The sequence below is a fragment of the Bartonella sp. AA1HLJMS genome, assembly GCF_042197445.1.
In the GTDB taxonomy this organism is placed as follows: Bacteria; Pseudomonadota; Alphaproteobacteria; order Rhizobiales; family Rhizobiaceae; genus Bartonella.
This window is the reverse complement of sequence record NZ_JBHIRW010000003.1, coordinates 33,572-52,295: the sequence shown is the minus strand read 5'-3', so window position 1 is coordinate 52,295 and position 18,724 is coordinate 33,572. Positions and strand designations below refer to the sequence as shown.

15 protein-coding genes, 1 tRNA gene and 2 pseudogenes are annotated in these 18,724 nt (G+C 34.7%); 5 read left to right on the top strand and 13 right to left on the bottom strand.

Annotation, left to right across the window (positions count from 1 at the left end):
• The 8 genes and pseudogenes from ACFIQE_RS01940 to ACFIQE_RS01905 form a co-directional block, all read right to left on the bottom strand.
• Nucleotides 1-95 (bottom strand): annotated as a pseudogene (locus ACFIQE_RS01940) (MBL fold metallo-hydrolase); the annotation flags it as partial.
• A gap of 10 nt (nucleotides 96-105) precedes the next feature.
• Complete coding sequence (locus ACFIQE_RS01935) at nucleotides 106-879, bottom strand: TatD family hydrolase (protein ID WP_375618142.1); 774 nt, start codon at nucleotides 877-879, stop codon at nucleotides 106-108.
• Nucleotides 869-2,428 carry a methionine--tRNA ligase gene (gene metG, locus ACFIQE_RS01930; protein ID WP_375621257.1) on the bottom strand — a complete coding sequence of 520 codons (1,560 nt, stop codon included), beginning with the start codon at nucleotides 2,426-2,428 and terminating at the stop codon, nucleotides 869-871. Before metG ends, ACFIQE_RS01935 begins: the two co-directional genes overlap by 11 nt.
• Before the next feature lie 76 nt (nucleotides 2,429-2,504).
• Nucleotides 2,505-3,548 carry a DNA polymerase III subunit delta' gene (locus ACFIQE_RS01925; RefSeq protein ID WP_375702847.1) on the bottom strand — a complete coding sequence of 348 codons (1,044 nt, stop codon included), beginning with the start codon at nucleotides 3,546-3,548 and terminating at the stop codon, nucleotides 2,505-2,507.
• Nucleotides 3,545-4,189: a dTMP kinase gene (gene tmk, locus ACFIQE_RS01920; RefSeq protein WP_375621259.1), complete on the bottom strand. Its 645-nt coding sequence runs from the start codon at nucleotides 4,187-4,189 to the stop codon at nucleotides 3,545-3,547. Before tmk ends, ACFIQE_RS01925 begins: the two co-directional genes overlap by 4 nt.
• A 28-nt stretch (nucleotides 4,190-4,217) precedes the next feature.
• Complete coding sequence (locus ACFIQE_RS01915; RefSeq protein WP_375640796.1) at nucleotides 4,218-5,381, bottom strand: D-alanyl-D-alanine carboxypeptidase family protein; 1,164 nt, start codon at nucleotides 5,379-5,381, stop codon at nucleotides 4,218-4,220.
• A 1,089-nt stretch (nucleotides 5,382-6,470) separates the two neighbouring features.
• Nucleotides 6,471-7,370 (bottom strand): septal ring lytic transglycosylase RlpA family protein, encoded by a 900-nt coding sequence (locus ACFIQE_RS01910; protein WP_375621261.1) that lies wholly within the window; start codon nucleotides 7,368-7,370, stop codon nucleotides 6,471-6,473.
• Nucleotides 7,371-7,909: 539 nt separating this feature from the next.
• Nucleotides 7,910-7,985 (bottom strand) — tRNA-Lys (locus ACFIQE_RS01905).
• A gap of 1,210 nt (nucleotides 7,986-9,195) precedes the next feature.
• On the opposite strand from ACFIQE_RS01905, the gene lexA reads away from it, so the two are divergent.
• Both lexA and rimO read left to right on the top strand, forming a co-directional pair.
• The gene (gene lexA, locus ACFIQE_RS01900; RefSeq protein ID WP_375621262.1) at nucleotides 9,196-9,900 is read left to right on the top strand and encodes a transcriptional repressor LexA; all 705 of its coding nucleotides are present in this window, start codon (nucleotides 9,196-9,198) and stop codon (nucleotides 9,898-9,900) included.
• A 459-nt stretch (nucleotides 9,901-10,359) separates the two neighbouring features.
• On the top strand, nucleotides 10,360-11,673 hold the full coding sequence (gene rimO / locus ACFIQE_RS01895; protein ID WP_375621263.1) for a 30S ribosomal protein S12 methylthiotransferase RimO: 1,314 nt from the start codon (nucleotides 10,360-10,362) through the stop codon (nucleotides 11,671-11,673).
• Between the two features lie 532 nt (nucleotides 11,674-12,205).
• On the opposite strand, the gene ttcA is transcribed toward rimO, so the two are convergent.
• From ttcA to ACFIQE_RS01875, 4 genes and pseudogenes are all read right to left on the bottom strand, one after another.
• A complete protein-coding gene (gene ttcA, locus ACFIQE_RS01890; RefSeq protein WP_375634106.1) occupies nucleotides 12,206-13,081 on the bottom strand; it encodes a tRNA 2-thiocytidine(32) synthetase TtcA in 876 nt (291 codons plus the stop codon).
• Nucleotides 13,082-13,348: 267 nt separating this feature from the next.
• Complete coding sequence (rpsD, locus tag ACFIQE_RS01885) at nucleotides 13,349-13,966, bottom strand: 30S ribosomal protein S4 (RefSeq protein WP_273722651.1); 618 nt, start codon at nucleotides 13,964-13,966, stop codon at nucleotides 13,349-13,351.
• A gap of 170 nt (nucleotides 13,967-14,136) precedes the next feature.
• Nucleotides 14,137-14,964: a glutamate racemase gene (gene murI / locus ACFIQE_RS01880; RefSeq protein WP_375707222.1), complete on the bottom strand. Its 828-nt coding sequence runs from the start codon at nucleotides 14,962-14,964 to the stop codon at nucleotides 14,137-14,139.
• Nucleotides 14,957-15,794, bottom strand: a pseudogene (locus ACFIQE_RS01875) (RNA methyltransferase). Before ACFIQE_RS01875 ends, murI begins: the two are co-directional and overlap by 8 nt.
• Before the next feature lie 302 nt (nucleotides 15,795-16,096).
• Here ACFIQE_RS01875 and sfsA point away from each other — a divergent pair.
• Genes sfsA through radC form a run of 3 tightly spaced genes read left to right on the top strand, consistent with a single transcriptional unit; the run spans nucleotide 16,097 to nucleotide 18,448 of the window.
• Complete coding sequence (sfsA, locus tag ACFIQE_RS01870; RefSeq protein WP_375611922.1) at nucleotides 16,097-16,813, top strand: DNA/RNA nuclease SfsA; 717 nt, start codon at nucleotides 16,097-16,099, stop codon at nucleotides 16,811-16,813.
• Nucleotides 16,806-17,636 (top strand): type I methionyl aminopeptidase, encoded by an 831-nt coding sequence (map, locus tag ACFIQE_RS01865; protein WP_375707221.1) that lies wholly within the window; start codon nucleotides 16,806-16,808, stop codon nucleotides 17,634-17,636. The genes sfsA and map overlap by 8 nt, the downstream gene beginning before the upstream one ends.
• A gap of 17 nt (nucleotides 17,637-17,653) precedes the next feature.
• A complete protein-coding gene (radC, locus tag ACFIQE_RS01860) occupies nucleotides 17,654-18,448 on the top strand; it encodes a DNA repair protein RadC (protein ID WP_375621267.1) in 795 nt (264 codons plus the stop codon).
• 44 nt (nucleotides 18,449-18,492) lie between these two features.
• On the opposite strand, the gene ACFIQE_RS01855 is transcribed toward radC, so the two are convergent.
• Nucleotides 18,493-18,705, bottom strand: coding sequence for a DUF3126 family protein (locus ACFIQE_RS01855; protein ID WP_375621268.1), 213 nt, complete (start codon nucleotides 18,703-18,705; stop codon nucleotides 18,493-18,495).
• Nucleotides 18,706-18,724 lie beyond the last annotated feature (19 nt).

Sequence of the window (18,724 nt, the reverse complement as noted above, 5' to 3'; positions counted from 1 at the left end):
TTATTCGGATCACATGTTCCCCAATCACCATTAGGTCTTGGCACTCCTGGAGAAGGACCACAACCTAATATTGTAAATCGGTATTGATCACACATATCTTTTGCCTTATTTCATTTTGCTAAATAAACGAAAAGCATTACGCGTTGTTATTTGAGCTATTTCTTCAATGCTTAAGCCAATTGTTTCAGCCAAAACAGCTGCTGTATAACATACAAAAGATGGTTCATTTGTTTTTCCCCGATGGGGACTAGGTGCTAAGAATGGAGCATCTGTTTCCACTAACAAATGCTCATGGGGCACAATTTTTGCTATTTCACGGATTTCAAGTGCGTTTTTAAAAGTAAGAATACCTGAAAAAGAAATATAACCACCAAGTTCAATTCCAGCACGAGCAAGTTGCATTCCAGACGAATAACAATGAAGGATAAAGGGAAAAGCTCCTTCTTTTATCTGTTCACGTAATATTTTCTCCATATCGATATCGGCATTGCGTGAATGTATAACAAGAGGAATCTGTGTTTCTCGAGAAGCAATGATATGTTCTTGAAAAACTTTCTTTTGCTCTTCTGGTGTAGAGTAATCATAATGATAATCAAGGCCCCCTTCCCCAAACGCAACAATTTTAGGGTGATTCGAGAGCTGTATAAGCTCTTCCGCTGTAATATTTTGTTCTTCATGCGCGTGATTGGGGTGTGTTCCAACGGAACAAAAGACTTGATCATAGCTTTGCGCAATGGCTAACAGTTTATCTAACTTATGAACATGGGTTGAAATTGTTATCATACGTTTAACGTCAGCATCTAAAGCCCGTTGGATAACATTATCCAAATCTTGTGAAAAGTCTTCAAAATCAAGATGACAATGTGTATCAATCAACATGATGAGTGTCTTCTTTCTTCAAGATATAACGAGGAAAAATTGGTTCTGGTGGTGGAAGATCAAGCCCTTCTTGAATTTTTGAATGACTTATATGATACAATAACCGATCATCTTCAGCAACTGCAAGGCTATCAAGAAGTTTCGTTGCTGATTGGGGTATGAAAGGCAAAAGCATAATTCCTATTCTCCGCAAGATTTCTACAGTTATATAAAGAACTGTAGAAAATCGTTCTCGATCGTTTTTACGTAAACTCCAAGGTTGTTCGTTGGCAAAATAGCGATTGGCATCTGCTACAATTGAAAAAATAGCTGAAAGTGCTAAATGCATACTATAAGAAGACATAGCTTGGTGTACAGTTTCAAGTACTTGAAGAGATTGTTCTAAAAGCTGTTTATCTTGAGCTAAAAATGAAGCTGGTTTCGGGACTTGTGCATTACAATTTTTGGCAATCATAGACAAACAGCGCTGTGCTAAATTACCAAGATCGTTAGCAAGATCAGCATTAATACGGTTCACAAGGCTTTCATGACTATAACTACCATCTTGTCCGAATGGCACTTCACGGAGAAGGAAATAACGGACCTGATCAAGACCATAATGATCAACCATTTCAAAAGGATCAACGACATTTCCAATAGATTTTGACATTTTTGCACCACGATTAAGTAAAAAACCATGTGCAAAAATATTTTTAGGCAATTCAATTCCAGCAGACATTAAAAATGCCGGCCAATAGACTGCATGAAAACGAATAATATCCTTACCAATAATATGCGTATTTGCAGGCCAAAAATCACGTTTTTTTGAATTTTCATTGAAAAAACCTATTGCTGATAGATAATTTGTAAGCGCATCAACCCAGACATACATCACGTGCTTTGGATTCTCAGGAACAGCAATTCCCCAGTTAAAACTTGCGCGTGAAATAGAGATATCTTTTAAACCTGATTTGATAAAACTTATAATTTCATTACGCCGCTCAAATGGAGCAATAAAATCAGGATGTTTTTCATAATATTCAAGAAGAGCCTTTTCATAATGAGAAAGTCTAAAAAAATAACTTTCTTCTTCATTCCATTCAACTGGAGAGCCTAATTCTTTCTCACGACGGATGTTGTCTGCTCCAATTTCCGTATCTTTTTCTTCATAATAGGCTTCTTGGCGAACCGAATACCACCCCGTATAACGACCGAGATAAATATCGCCATTTGCTTCCATCTTTTTCCAAATTTCTTGACAAGCTTGATAATGGCGTTCTTCTGTCGTACGGATAAAATCATCGTTAGAACAATTTAATACTGCAAGCATTTTTTGAAACACCGCACTATTACGATCTGCAAGTTGCTGAGGTGTCATGCCTAATGCAGCTGCGGTTTGTTGCATCTTGAGACCATGCTCATCTGTACCAGAAAGAAAAAATACATTTTTTCCGTTTAACCGTTGAAAGCGGGCTAAAACATCGCTTGCAATGGCACTATAAGCATGTCCAATATGTGGAGCACCATTAGGATAAAAAATGGGAGTTGTTATGTAATATGTGTCACGCATGTCATACTCGTTGTAAAACGCTATAAATAGAAGATATAATGACATAACGCTTGTTCATCGCATTGTCACGGAAAAACTAATTCTCATGAATGATCTTATGAACTTTAAAAAGTAAGTTAATAACAAACTGCTTTTTATCGAGATTAAACAGTTGTATTTCCTCTATTTCTTGATGAATCTCCTGCCATTTTTCCGCATATTTTTTTGAGAGAAATAAGTCTCCCTTTTCAACGAGCATGATAGCTTTTTTTTGAATTTTATTAAGAATTTCATCACAAAATTGTTGAAATTGGAATGTAGAAGAAGCAGATGAAAATGTTTGTGCAAGAGTATGTACAATTGTTGCGTTACAAACAGGTTTCTCTAGGAGAGCATCAATTGTTTTAATAATTTCAAGACCGCCATGGCAAATAAGTAAAGCGGCTTTTCGAGGGCTTCCTTTAGATTTTTTAATAATCATTTCAATTGTTTTTTCATCAGGTAAATCCTGATCGGCGAAAATATGTATAATAACTTTTTTCATTTCATCGTTATTCAACGGACGAAAAGAAATTTTTTGACACCGTGAATGGATTGTTGGAAGCAATTTTCCTGAAGAATGTGCGATAATAACAAATAACGTTTTTGTAGGTGGTTCTTCAAGTATTTTGAGAATTGCATTTGCTGCATTTCTATTCATATCATCTGCAGAATCAATAATAACAATACGCCATCCATTATCTTGCGATGTTCGACTTAAAAAATGCATAATATCACGGATATCATCAACGAGTATTCCTGTTTTAAACTTTTGCGTTTTCACATCAAATCGACGTGAAATATACAAAAGACTAGGGTGACTTCCTTGTGTAATTTGGCGCCATGGGGTAGAATAAGGATCGGGTTTGAAGAAAGAACTCTGTTGAAAACTTAAAATGTTCCAAGCAAGATGAAAGGCTAATGTAGCCTTTCCAATCCCGTATTCTCCTTCAAATAATAATGCATGATGCAAACGCTCTTCTTTAAGCATTTGTGTCAAAAAATGACGCACATCCTCATGACCAAAGATAACATTGTTCTGGGATGGTGATAAAATTGTATCAATATCATCATATTGGCGTAAGGTATTTAAATTACTCATGAAAGCTGATCCAACAATACCTGATGACAAATATTTTTTATTTGATGAGCAATAGCTTCCACTGAGCCAGTGGCATCAATGACTCGAAATCTATGGGGTTCTTGTTTGGCCAATTGAAGAAAAGCCTTACGTCTTTGTTCTTGAATTTCCAACTGATCTTTTTCAAAATAATCAATTTCTTCTGTTTTTTTTCTTCGTAAATTTGCACGCTTCATACCACACATTGCTGGCATATCTAATAAAAATGTTAAATGAGGCAAAATACCATTGAGCGCAATACACTCTAAAACAGAAAGAAGAGAAGAACTGACTCTATTATTGAGTCCTTGATAAACGCGTGTAGAATCAATAAAGCGGTCACATAAAACGATTTTACCTTTTTGCAAAGAAGGTGCAATAACTTCATGAAAATGGTCGACGCGTGCAGCTGTAAACAAAACAGCTTCAATCAACGGTCCATACTGTCGCGCCTGCCCCGACAACAAAATATGCCGGATTGCTTCTGCTCCTGGCGTTCCTCCTGGTTCTCGTGTTGTAACAACATCATAACCTTGGTGAGAGAGAGACTCAGCAAGTAAAGAAATCTGCACCGTTTTTCCTACCCCCTCCCCTCCTTCGAATGTAATAAAATAACCTGACACGTATGACCTTAACCTTATTAGCGCGTAACTACAAATATTTCCGTAACCATCCAATTGTTATTTCATAGAATGCATTTTTTACTTTTGCAAAGAAACTTCCTTCCTGAATATTCATTCCGGCAAAAACTGGTTTTTCCAGAAGAACCTTTTTATCTTCTAAAATTTGAATAACACCAACTGATTGCCCAGAAACGATGGGGGCTTTCAATGGACCATGATATTTAATTTTTGCTTTAACATTAACTTCTTTTTCATTGGAAAGCATAAAACTTATCGGTTTTTTGACAATAAGTGGGACAAAACTTTTCTTTCCACCATAAACAGAAGCAAGACCAACCGTTTCTTCTTTTGTGAAAATTGTTTTGAGATCAAATGCCGTCATCCCCCATTGAAGAATGCGTTCTATTTCTTTTGTATATTTTTTACCATCTTGCAAACCATTGATTGCTAAAAAAAGACGTCGATGATTTTTAGAAATGGTGGCAACCATTGAAAAACCTTCTTTTTCACTGTAGCCAAAACCAAATCCTTCTACACCAATTTCCTTAGAAATAAGAGGGTTTTTATTACGTTGAAAAATATTATTCCATGTAAAATGAGGCTCACAATAAAGTGCATAATAATCCGGATATTTCTGAACAATATGACGTGCTAATATAATCATATCACGCACAGTTACAAATTGTCCCTCTTCCGGTAGCCCTGTAGCATTAACAAAATGACTCTGAGATAATCCGATTATTTTTGCGCGCTGATTCATCAGTTTTACAAAATGATCTTCATGTCCTGATATTCCTTCAGCAAGAATAATAGCAGCATCATTTCCATTCACAATAATTAAACCACGTAAAAGATCAGAAACACTGATTTCTGTCTTTATCTTTGCAAACATAGTGGTTGTACCGGAAGGTGCTCCACCTTTGCGCCAAGCATTTTCACTGACCTTGAATTTCTGCGTACTTTTTAATAATCCTTTTTTTAATTGATGAAATACAACTTCTGCTGTCATCAATTTTACTAATGAAGCAGGAAAAAAAGGAATATCACTTTGTTTTTCATAAAGTATTGTCTCTGTATCATCATCGAGTAATAACAGTTGTGATGCGGGAGTTTGAAAATCTTGTGCTCTCCCCCACATATCAAATGCCAATACTCCCCATAATATCAATAAGATCCTTAATGCTGTATACATAGCTGCTCCTCCCATCCCAAAGATCAACATAAAGAATCTTATATAGGAAAAAACTTTTTGATTTCTGAAAATTGAGGAATTATTTACAACTCATAAAAAGATTTTATTTTCATTTAGCTTTAGAATATATAATATGACACGTTTTTTATCTTCCATGTAGGTTCAATTTAACATTTTAAATGTATGAGAGACAAAAGATTTTTTCCTATTTTTATTGATAGTATTTTGATTTGTTATGATAAATTATCATTTTAAAATTGAAGCTAACTCAAAATACTGTAAGATTCTCTCATCTCCTCTTCTCATATTGAATTCATTAAAAATCGCTTACTTACGGGTCATAAGTAGGGTTCGTATATGGATAAAAATTATTAAAAAAGAGAGTAAAAATACTTCTTATAAACCTCTCAAGTGTTAAGAATTATCGCACAAAACATTGGGGATTTGCAAAGTGTATGATGGTGTCGATTTATATCTTCATAAGAGTAAAGATGCTGATGTCTAAAGGCGTTAACAGTTATACCATTCACAGGCGCTGTCGCAAAATAGGCTTGTAGCGTGTTAAAGTATGTCTCTTTTAAATAAGTCCATGAATTGGCAATGTAAGTGTATTTTGTTTGAGACGCTCTGTTTTTCGTGAGGGAACTTACTCCATTAAAGAACATGATAAACAAAAGCATGAGATAATGCATAATCTTTTCATAAGATATTACCGTAGATACTTTAGAAAGATGCAAAGCCGAATCAAAATAAAATATTTTTTTACTTGTTAAGCTTTTTATTCCTCTCAAATCGATTGTACAAGTTGTTTTAGAGATTACACAAACAGACTGACACAATAATTTACCTTCGTCTAGCAAAAGCTATTACAGCAAGAAAAGTACGCGCTTTATTAAGCAAGCAATATCATAAAACGACGAATAGACCAGCAATGGAGTGAAAAGGCCGTACTGAATTTATAATAATAGAACCCAACCATGCTTTTTGAAAAGGACAAAGCGCTTTAAGATAAAAATCCTACACTAAATCCGTAATTTCTTACCTTTTTTACTAGAAAATTATATAGATAAAAAATCAATGCATTTTTTCTTAAAACAGTTGTAGCCAATTAACCTTTGTTTTTTTGTTTAGCTTATTTATAGAAGCAACTTGATCGAATGGTATCGGCTTATCAACCATGATAGGACCAATTTCTGGCAATTTAACTGCAACAGTTTTATTACGTTGTTCTTGTTCAACAGCAGCAGCTTTAGCTAAGTCTTTTTTGTTCCTTGTATTGCGCTGCTCTTTTAACAAAACAGTTTCTCTTTTTTTCGCAATATTTTCCGACGCTAATGAATATGGGGCAGCATTTCCAGGAGTATAAGAGGACATTAAATATGCACCATCATAATAGCCAACAGGTGCTTCAGCAATATATTCTACTTTAACATCTGCGACCCCCCTATCTACATACCCCAATATTGCCGCAGCTTGCTTTGATAAATCAATGATTCTGTCTTTCATAAAAGGTCCGCGATCATTCACTCTAACAACGATTGAAGATCCATTTTTCAAATTAGTAACACGAGCATAACTAGGTAAAGGCATTGTAGGATGAGCAGCAGTCAAAAGATTCATGTCATAAATTTCACCATTGGCAGTTAAACGTCCATGAAAATCTGAACCATACCATGATGCTTCGCCAACACGTTTATAAGTTGGATCACTTTGAGGATAATACCACTTTCCTTTTATTTGATAAGGTTTACCAACAATCGCTCGTCCACGCTTTTTTTCTTCCGATTGATTCTTCTTATTGGAGACTTGTTGAGGTAGTACAGAAGTGTTTACGTTAATTGGTTTATTATGATAGGAATCTTTTATTGAAAAATTCATAGTTTGGCTTGCGCAACAAGATACCAGTGACTGAGAAATGACGATCATAGAAAACAATTGAAGTGTTGGTTTAATCATAAAAGTAATTTTCTTTTTTCTATTTGAAGGCATCTATTCAGTCCACTTATTTCTGTTAAGTACTACTTGTAAAAACCACGTCACGCTTTTTGTACGCAACGGAAGAATTTACGTTTTTAAATGATTCCCCTCACGCATATACCACTCTTGAATTGGCCCCTTCTATCAAGAAATTAACGTATTGTTAACCTTTTTATGGTTTTCATACAAAATAAATGTACTATACTAGATGTTAAAAAGATTAAAATTTAAACAAATCAACATCTTATAGAAAATTCATTTCATAATATAAGTGTGAATAAGTGGTGATTTTAGCAACTGTTTTGCGAATCATGTAATGCAGTGGGTATTAAAAAACCACCTATGGATTGAGAAAATTAGAAACCGCATGTGCTGCCAACGCAGGTACAACCCTATCCGCAAGTTTGTTGAAAATGGAGACAGCATAGCACTGCTCTATTCTAAAACAGCTGATAGAAAATGACAGGCTATAGAATCAATAAAAACTTCAAAAAGAATCAAAACAAAAAAGATTCTTAAACTTTTTATAGCCTATTGATATTACTTAAATTTGGTGAGCGCGCAGGGATTCGAACCCTGGACCTACTGATTAAAAGTCAGTTGCTCTACCAGCTGAGCTACGCGCTCTCACACAAGCTATCTAGTTTGCACACTATCTAATTTGTAGAAAGTGAAGGGAACATACGGTTGACTTTCCATTAGGTCAACACCTTTTGAAAAAAAATATTATTATTTTCTTCAGTTATCAATAATTTTCCGTTTTCGCCCCTTTACTTCATCATTGTATAAGTACTCTTTAATCTTCTTTTTGAAGTTTCAATAAAGGAAAAATTTTACTGTAAAATATTGCATAGATTCGAAGCGTTAAAATTATGAGAAATACCCCTTTCCCCTCACATGGGTTGTTGAGCATAATGGGTAGAGAAGAAAAAATACCTTTTATTATAATATTATTTTTATATCTTTATATTTTAGTGTTCAATTCTCAAATATGAATACAGCTTTATAAGATAATATATTGATTTATAATAATTTATTATTTTTCACTTGAGTGAAAATTCTCAAATACTGTAAGTTTTTCTCATTTCAAATCTTTTTTATATTGAAACAATAAAAAGCATTTTCTTGATCGATATAAGCGAGAGAATAAAACTATAAAAAAGAAATGAAAATACCTTTTATGCCTCCTTTCAACAACCAAAAATTATCGCAACATTAGGGTTCATGAAAATAGTATATAGCGGTTGACACGTTAGACTTGAAAATGGAACAATGAGCAACAATGGCTTTGAGAGTATGATTTTTATTCATGTATAATGAATATATAACGAAAGCCAATTTATCCTATAGAATCAAGTAGATATGAAGCAAAAATTTAGTCTCATTGAAAATATCCCGAATGACTATAAATTATGCTCACTATTAGAGCTGTAGATAATTTTACTAAGAATAAAAAAGCAGAAATAATATGCAGTATGCAAAATTATTTTAAGTGTTTTGAATATATAGAATGCCTTCTAATTAACTTTTTTATATCAAAAATTACAAAATACGTAGATATATTTTTAGAAGAAAAGGATAATACTAGTCACAAAATTTAGTGTTGGATAATTCAGTCAGAACTATAAAGTATATTTATACATTATTTAATATTAATGTATATATGCAGTATATAAATAACAATTTAAATATATATATAAATAAACATATTTATTTATTAAACGATAAGATCAAAAACAAAGAAAATAATTTTGATTTGGCGATAAAAATTGTAAAAGTGCTATATATACATGTATTTTTACTTTACTAAGTTTTATTATTTTGATTGGAATATTGAATGTTAACATGTAAACAATATGAGCTACTCTTGTTTATTCATAACCATATAAAAGAAACTGGTGTTCCTCCTTCTTTTGAAGAAATGAAAAATGCATTAGAACTTTCTTCAAAGTCTGGTATTCATAAGCTCATTATAGCCTTAGAACAACGAGGTTTTATACGTCGCTTGCCCAATCGTGCTCGTGCTGTGGAGGTGATTCGACTTCCTGAGAAAATAACATTTAACCTTTCTTTAGCACGTAAAATTTCTCCCAGTATGATAGAAAGAAAGAAAAGGGAAATATCAAAAAGCTTGAGTCCCTTTGATGAAGAAGAAAAAAAAAATATCACCATTCCTATTATGGGACGTATTTCTGCGAGCGTACCCGCCTCTGCTATACTGCAACAAATAAACAGCCTTTCTCTTCCACTCGATATGGTTAATACAGGTGAGCACTACGCATTAGAAGTTAAAGATGATTCTATGATGGAGGCTGGTATCCTTGATAAAGATACGATCATTGTGAAACGTCAAAATACAGCAATAACAGGTGAAATTATTGTTGCGTTTATTGATAAAAAAGAAGCCACATTAAAACGTTATCGACGCAAAGGAGCTTCTATTGCATTAGAAGCCGCAAATCCTCATTATGAAGTACGGACATACGAATCCGAGCGTATAGAAATACAAGGAAAACTTACCGGACTTATTCGCAAATATTAAAAAATAAACCTTATAGTACGCGATAGATATCGCAGTAAGAAGCTGTTGAGTATTTTTTTATTGTGCCACACACAATTGACTTCTTCTCCACAGCCAAAGATGCCCCCAATTCGGTTTATAAACAATCCAGATCCTTATCGAGCGGGTTTAATTTTCCCTTCCCTCCATGTTCTTCACTTAATGCAAGGCTTGACAAGTAAGTTTTAAAATATTCACCACGTACTTTGAAAAGAACTTAAATGCTTTGAAGGAAGCTGCCTTATATCATCATCCTCAATAACGGAATTTTACGATATAATAAGACAAAATTGTATGCATGCATAAAAACATATAAAATTTTGTAGAAAAAAATCAAATAACTTTGTAACAGATTGTATTGCATAGGTATAAAAATAAAGAACATTATTTTTAAATTAATAAAAGCGCAACTCAATCATTCATAGTAATTGTAGGATCATCATGGTAGCACCTCGTATTAGTTTTGTCTCCCTCGGATGCCCAAAAGCACTCGTAGATTCTGAGCGAATTATTACACGCCTTCGCTCTGAAGGGTATGAGATTTCACGTCAACATCAAGGAGCTGATGTCGTTATTGTGAATACCTGTGGTTTTCTTGACTCGGCAAGGAGAGAATCATTAGCCAATATTGATGAAGCTCTTAAAAAAAATGGAAAAGTTATTGTAACGGGGTGTCTTGGTGCTGATCCTGATGCTATTCGCCAAACATATCCTAATGTATTGGCTATTACAAAACCGCAAGCTTATGAAAGCGTTATAGAAGCTGTTCATACAGCAATTCCTCCTGTTCATGATCCTTTTCTTGATTTAGTTCCTCCCCAAGGTATTCGTTTAACACCTCGCCATTACGCCTACTTAAAGATTTCTGAAGGATGCTCTAATCGGTGTAGTTTTTGTATCATCCCTACTTTGCGTGGTGATCTCACTTCACGTCCCATCAGCGATGTTCTTCGTGAAGCTGAAAAACTCGTGCAAGCGGGTGTAAAAGAACTTTTGGTTATTTCACAGGATACGAGTGCTTATGGTGTTGATCTTAAATATCTCGAAAATTCTTGGAAAGATCGTACAATCAAAACTAAATTCTTTGATCTTTGTCGCGAACTAGGCGATATGGGTATTTGGGTACGTATGCATTACGTTTATCCTTATCCCCATGTTGATGAAGTTATCGAACTTATGGCTGCAAAAAAAATTCTTCCTTATCTGGATATACCTTTTCAGCATGCATCACCAACTGTTTTGCGTCACATGAAGCGTCCCGCACTTATGGAAAAAACAAACCGTAGAATTGAAAAATGGCGGAAAATATGTCCAGATCTTACTTTGCGATCAACATTTATCGTTGGTTTTCCTGGTGAAACGAATGAAGATTTTAATATACTTCTAGAATGGCTAGAAGAAGCAAAAATTGAACGCGCGGGGTGCTTTAAATATGAAGAAGTAAAAGGAGCTGCCGCAAATGAATTGGGATTAGAAAATATTCCTGAAGAGGTGAAAGAAAACCGCTGGCATCGTTTTATGGCAAAACAACAACAAATTTCTACACATCTTTTAAAGAAAAAAATTGGAAAAAGACTCCGAGTGCTTATCGATGAAAGTCAAGGAAAAGTTGCCAAAGGACGTAGTCAGTACGATGCTCCAGAAATAGATGGTGTTGTCCATATATCATCACGACGCCCACTGCGTGTTGGTGAATTTGTCACCGTTAAAATCGAACAATCGGATGCCTATGACCTTTATGGTATAGCAGTTTAAAAATTTAACTCCTTCCCTGTCCTCAATGATGAAGATTTCTATCAGCATTGGTTTATAAAAAAGCGACTTTTCATAACAAGAACCGATCATGTGACTTACTTCATGAGAATTTACGAGCAATCCTTATTCTGAATGTTTGCTATACACTCCCAAAATACCAAGCAGTTATATATTCTCTTAATTTAATGCCTTAAATGAGCTTTAAATGGCGGTGACGGCGGCGCAAAAGAATAAAATCCACAAGGCTCACCATTTTTAATTAACAAAAGAGCAAATCGACAACCTTACTATTTTCCCATTTTTCATATTACGACAGTCATTGGTTAGTGAAAGGAAACTTTTTTCAAGAGTGTTTTATGCACACAAGAATTTCCTTTGTGATATGCAAACGGATGTTTTTTATGGAAGCAATATAAGAGAATTTGAAACAAAACAATCTGACGATATTTAAATGAAAAAAAATAAATTATCATTATAAATAAGTCTCTTATCTTAAACTCTTTAAACTTATTTTAAAAATATCTAATTTTTATTAACACGTTTTAAAATCAAAGAATTTCTTATCAAGCAAATGACTTGGGCGTACATTTGTTAAAGCGCGAATCATCGTATCTTTACGTCCTGGCATTTGTCTTTCTATATTTTTCAGCATTTCTTTCATTGCATTACGTTGTAATCCATCTTGACTACCGCAAAGATTACAAGGAATAATTGGAAATTGCATTTCTTGAGAAAATTTTTCCATATCTTCCTCAGCAGCATAAACAAGAGGACGTAATACAAAAAGATCTCCTTCATCATTTTTAAGTTTTCCAGGCATGGCAGCTAATCGGCCACCGTGAAACAAATTCATAAAAAATGTTTCTAAAACATCATCACGATGATGACCTAAAACTAATGCAGAACATCCTTCTTCACGTGCAATACGATAGAGATTACCACGTCGCAATCGAGAACAAAGTGAACAATATGTCTGCGACTCTGCCAATTTATCTGTAACAATGGAATAAGTATCCTGATATTCAATACGATATGGAATTTTATAAGAACTTAAAAAGTCTGGAAGAATATGCTTAGGAAATCCTGGTTGCCCTTGATCAAGATTACAGGCTAGAATTTCAACGGATAAAAGACCTCGCCACTTTAAGTCTAAAAGAAGCGCTAATAAACCATAAGAGTCTTTTCCACCCGATAAAGCAACAAGCCATTTTTTCCCTGTAGAGAGCATAGAAAAATCATCCAAAGCTTGTCGCATATGACGTAAAAGCCGTTTGCGCAATTTATTAAATTCTACGCTTGAAGGAGCAACACGAAACATTGGATGACAATTATCTGCTTCGCTTATTAAAGGATCATCTCTCCCTTTGTTTTCTTCTATTGCCTGATATTCAACTGAAACATCATTCATAATACCATATCCTGCACAATAAACGGTTCGTTTTGCAAAGATAAAAACAAATATTAAAGCAAGCTTATATTTATGTTTTTTGAATTTATAAATTAGATACACAAAAAAGAAATGGAACTATACAAATTTATGACTATAAAACATAGCAATAAACTTAATATAGAACCATTTACAAAAAGAACTTATTAACTTCAAATATTGTAAGAATAACACAATATTTTGAAGTTATCATAATAGAAGAGAGAAACAATTTCTCTTACAGAAAAATTATCGAGAATAAAATTCAACAACCAGATTAGGTTCCATTTGCACAGCATAAGGAACATCTGCAAAAGCAGGAATACGTGTAAAGGTTGCTTTCATCTGTTTATGATCTGCTTCAATATAATCAGGGACATCACGTTCTGCCAATTGCACTGATTCTAACACTAAAACAAGTTGTTTCGATTTTTCCCGAACCTCAATAACATCACCGGGTTTACAACGATAAGATTGAATGTTTGTGCGCCGCCCATTGACATTAACATGACCGTGATTGATAAATTGGCGAGAAGCAAAAATCGTAGGTACGAATTTTGCACGATAAACAACAGCATCCAAACGTGATTCTAACAGACCGATAAGATTTTCGCCAGTATCGCCCCGTCGACGAGCTGCCTCTTCATAGGTTTTATGAAATTGTTTTTCTGAAATATCTCCATAAAACCCTTTCAATTTCTGTTTAGCGCGCAACTGAACCCCATAGTCAGAAAGTTTTCCTTTACGACGCTGTCCATGCTGACCTGGACCATAATCACGACGATTGACAGGAGATTTTGGACGCCCCCAAATATTTTCTCCCATACGACGGTCAATTTTATACTTTGTTGTTTCGCGTTTACTCATCGCATTTCCTTATAAAATAAAACACGAGATCTTAAGACCCCAAGGAAACGCGCCCTCCTCTGCCTTTAAATACTAAAGACTGACAGAATACCTTAACATATCAATATGCAAAGTTATCCACGGGACACGTCAATTAATGCTATTTTCTTGAAAAAATAGCTAGATCATCATTATTGGTCTCGTAACCCAAAGTCAACTCCTTTCATGAGTTTTAAGCCAAATCCTTTAAACAAATTCTCCGTTAAAGAAGTGATATTTTTCGATGTCAATAACGCAAAATCTTGATATTTCTTTATATATTGATGGTGTATCTTTCCCGACAATGGTAATAAAGATCTGATATGTTTGGCGATCGCTTTCGCCGGATCAATCCACTCAACGGACCATAAAGCATGATCACGAAAGAAATTAATCAAAAAAGGATAATGTGTGCAGGCTAAAACAATAACATCCGTATATTGTCCATTTTTTTCCACAAAACATGGCAGGATTTCTTTTCTTAACTCTTCTGAATCGATAGATTTTCCCCGTAAATAATCTTCAGCAAGTCCAGCTAGCTTTTTACTTCCCACAAGCTGAACATGACACTGTCCAGCAAAAGAGTTAATTAATTCATTTGTATAAGCACGTTTAACTGTTCCAGGAGTCGCTAATACAGAAATAAAACCAGATTTTGTTTGTTCAGCAGCTGATTTAATTGCAGGAACCGTTCCTACAAAAGGGACATGAGGAAAATTCTGTCGTAAATCTGCTATCATCAGTGTAGAAACAGTGTTGCAAGCAATCACACATAAAGCTGGATTGTAACGTGTTAAAAGATTTTTAAAAATCTTCAAAATACGCTCTTTCAAAATATTTTCTTTCCAATTTCCATAAGGAAATCCTGCATCATCAGCAACATAGATAAATTGCATGTCAGGGATAAGAATACGCGCTTCCCTGAATACTGTTAAACCACCAATACCGCTATCAAAAAAAAGAACAGGTTGTTCATCCATTAGTTTTCACACTTATTTTTAATTTTTTTACGATCACGCTCTTCCGGTGCTCTACTCCCTCGTGGATATTGTGGCGAAAAATGATCCAAAGAAGATATAATGCCTCGCAATAAACGAACCTCAGGTTCACTAAAGTTAGCGCGCGTAAAAACAGAGCGCAAATTTGCAAGCATTACTTCTTTACGTTCTGGTGGTCTAAAATACCCACGGATATTCAAAGCCTCTTCTAACTGAGATAAAAAACCATGGAATATTGTTTTATTTGCAGGTTCCATCTCTGCTGCACGAAATGCCGTATCGCTGACATTCTCTAAACCAGTTTTCATCCATTCGTAAGACATTAAAAGAACCGCTTGCGCAATATTAAGTGACGCAAAAGCAGGATTAACTGGAAAAGTAATAATTTCATCAACAAGGCTGATTTCATCATTTTCTAGTCCCCATCTCTCTCTTCCAAAGACAATCCCAGTCTTATGTCCGATACTTTCACGCTGACGTAATACGCTTGCTGCTTCGACAGCACTTTTTACAGTTTTAAATCCACATCTTTCACGTGCTGTTGTGGCAAAAACATAGTGTAAATCTGCAATTGAATCACGCAATGTGTTAAAAATCACAGCATTGTTAATGACATGATCAGCTTTACTTGCAGCAGCTCTAGCTTTTTCATTTGGAAACATTTCTCGAGGATTGACTAATCGAAGCTTAGAAAGTCCAAAATTTGCCATTGCCCTTGCGACCATACCAATGTTTTCAGGAAGCTGCGGTTCAACTAAAATAATAATGGGACCATTTGTTAAATTTTCACGATTCCTATTCGTTCCTGCCATCAATTTTACCTAGTTTCACTTAAACTATCTCCCTCTCCACTATTTTTACGAAACCTTTTTCACAATACTCTAATGCTGTTTAATAATAAATTATAGATAATCTATCTTTTCATTCAAAGATAATAGTTTCTAAACCTAATAATAAATTTTAAAAGCCATTAAAGTGAACGATGGAATTTATAACAATTTATATAAGATATCGTAGCGTTTTTTACATCAATTTTATCTTTTTTAATAGGGAACAGCCCCTATAAATCATAATCTCAGTTGAATTATGAAATCATAAATCCTAAAAAAGGGATATGCACTTTATTCCCAAACTTTTTCCTGCAAAGCTTATCCGTCGTTATAAACGTTTCCTTGCGGATGTTCAACAAGATGATCAGCATGTCCTCACCGTGTCTGTACCTAATACAGGATCAATGCTTGGATTAACAGCTTTCAATACCAATATTTGGCTTTCTTATCATAACAACATCAAACGAAAATATGCCTATCAATTAGAAATTATTGAAGCCGATAATACTTTGGTTGGCATTAATACGTCTTTACCCAATAAACTTGCGTTAGAAGCAATTCAAAACGGATTACTACCAGAATTAAATGGATATAAAACAATTTTAAAAGAACAACGCTATGGGACACAATCACGAATTGACTTTCTTTTACGTGATGACATTCTTCCTGATTGTTACCTAGAAGTCAAAAATGTTCATTTTATTCGTCAGAAAGGATTAGCAGAATTTCCTGATAGCGAAACAAAACGTGGTGCACGTCACCTTGATGAGCTCATAGGAGTTGTACAACAAGGAAAACGAGCTGCTATGCTTTATATTATTCAACGAGAAGATTGCTCAGCTTTTACAATTTGTCATGATCTTGATCCACTCTATGGACGTAAGTTTGATTTAGCATTAAAATCAGGAGTAGAATGTTATGCTGTAAAGTGTCATGTAAGTGTAGAAGGCATTTTTCCGATTCAGAGAGTAAAAATAGAAAATAGAAGAAACAATGACTGAGTATATCGAATATAATAAAATCCCTTTAAAATTTAATGGAAAAATCCGCATTTTCGATGATTATGCTTTTGCTAAAATGCGTGAAGTTGGTCGTATTGCTGCAGAATGCCTTGATGCGCTTACAGATATTATTAAGCCGGGCGTTACTACGCAAGAAATAGATGATTTTGTATTTATTTTTGGAGCTAAGCGAGGAGCACTTCCTGCTGATCTAAATTATCATGGATACAGCCATTCATGCTGTACATCTATCAATCACGTTGTCTGCCATGGCATTCCCAATAAAAGACCTTTGCAAGAAGGTGATATTGTAAATGTTGATGTAACCTTTATCCTTGATGGTTGGCATGGGGATTCAAGCCGAATGTATCCTGTTGGAAAAATTAGGCGTGCAGCAGAACGCTTGCTAAAAATAACCTATGAAAGTCTTATGCAAGGAATCGCTGTCGTTAAGCCTGGAGCAACGACAGGTGATATTGGGGCAGCCATTCAACAGTATGCAGAATCTGAACGCTGTTCAATTGTGAGAGATTTTTGCGGACATGGTATCGGCCAACTTTTTCATGATGCTCCCAATATCCTCCATTATGGAAATCCTGGAAAAGGAATTGAATTAAAACAAGGTATGATGTTTACAATTGAGCCTATGATTAACCTTGGTAAACCACAAGTTAAGATTTTATCTGACGGTTGGACTGCTGTTACCCGTGACCGCTCTCTGACAGCACAATATGAACATACAATTGGTGTTACAAATGAAGGGTATGAAATATTTACACAATCTCCTAAAAATATTTTTTATATTCCAAATTCCCATACCTAACGCAATGTAGAGATGTTATGGCTAAAAAATTAAATCAAAAGGAAGGTACTCAAAGTAATCACTTTGCATTAACATCGAGTTTTCCACTCACCCCAGTATCAGAAAGAAAAAGTGAAGAGCCTCAGAAAAACGCACAGCTTCATAAACATTATCAAGGCCATCGTGAACGTCTTCGGAAGCGCTATTTAAAGTCAAAAGGAAATGCAATTGAAGATTATGAATATCTTGAATTATTGCTTTTTCGCACAATACCCCGTGCAAACACAAAACCCATAGCTAAAAATTTGATAGCACGTTTTGGTTCATTAGCTGATGTGTTAGGAGCGGATATTCACCGACTTCAAGAAATTCCAGGATGTGGTCCCGCCACTGCAGTTGATTTAAAAATTATTTCAGATGTTGCTGGACGTCTTGCTCGTGCGCAATTGTTTAAGCGCGATATTTTTTCATCATGGGATAAAGTGTTAGCTTATTGTAAAGCTGTTATGGCTCACGAAACACGTGAACAATTTCGTATTTTGTTTCTTGATAAGAAAAACGGCTTACTTGCTGATGAGGTACAACAAACTGGAACCATTGATCATACCCCTGTTTATCCTCGTGAAGTTATTTCTCGAGCTTTAGAGTTATCCGCATCAGGACTTATCTTAGTCCACAATCACCCTTCTGGCGATTCCACACCCTCTAATGCAGATATAACAATGACATATAGATTAAAAGATGCAGCAAATGCATTAGGCATTATTATCCATGACCATCTTATTATTGCACGAAATAACCATACGAGTTTTAAAGCGTTAAAACTTATATAAATCTTATGGGATAAAAAAGACTTCATTCAACTATGAATAACGAATCAATTTTCTAAATCAATATCTAATATAGCCATTGAGAAATTATAGGAGAGCTCATCTTCATCTTCATCTCGATAGATAATGCCTAAAAACTCATCTCCCATATAAACCTCACAAGAATCACTCTTTTTAGGCCGTGCTCTGACTTGCAATGCTGAGTTTTGGAATATATTTTTAAAATAATTATCAAGTTTTTTTATTTCATCAGCATTCACTATGCTCTCCTGTTTTTTT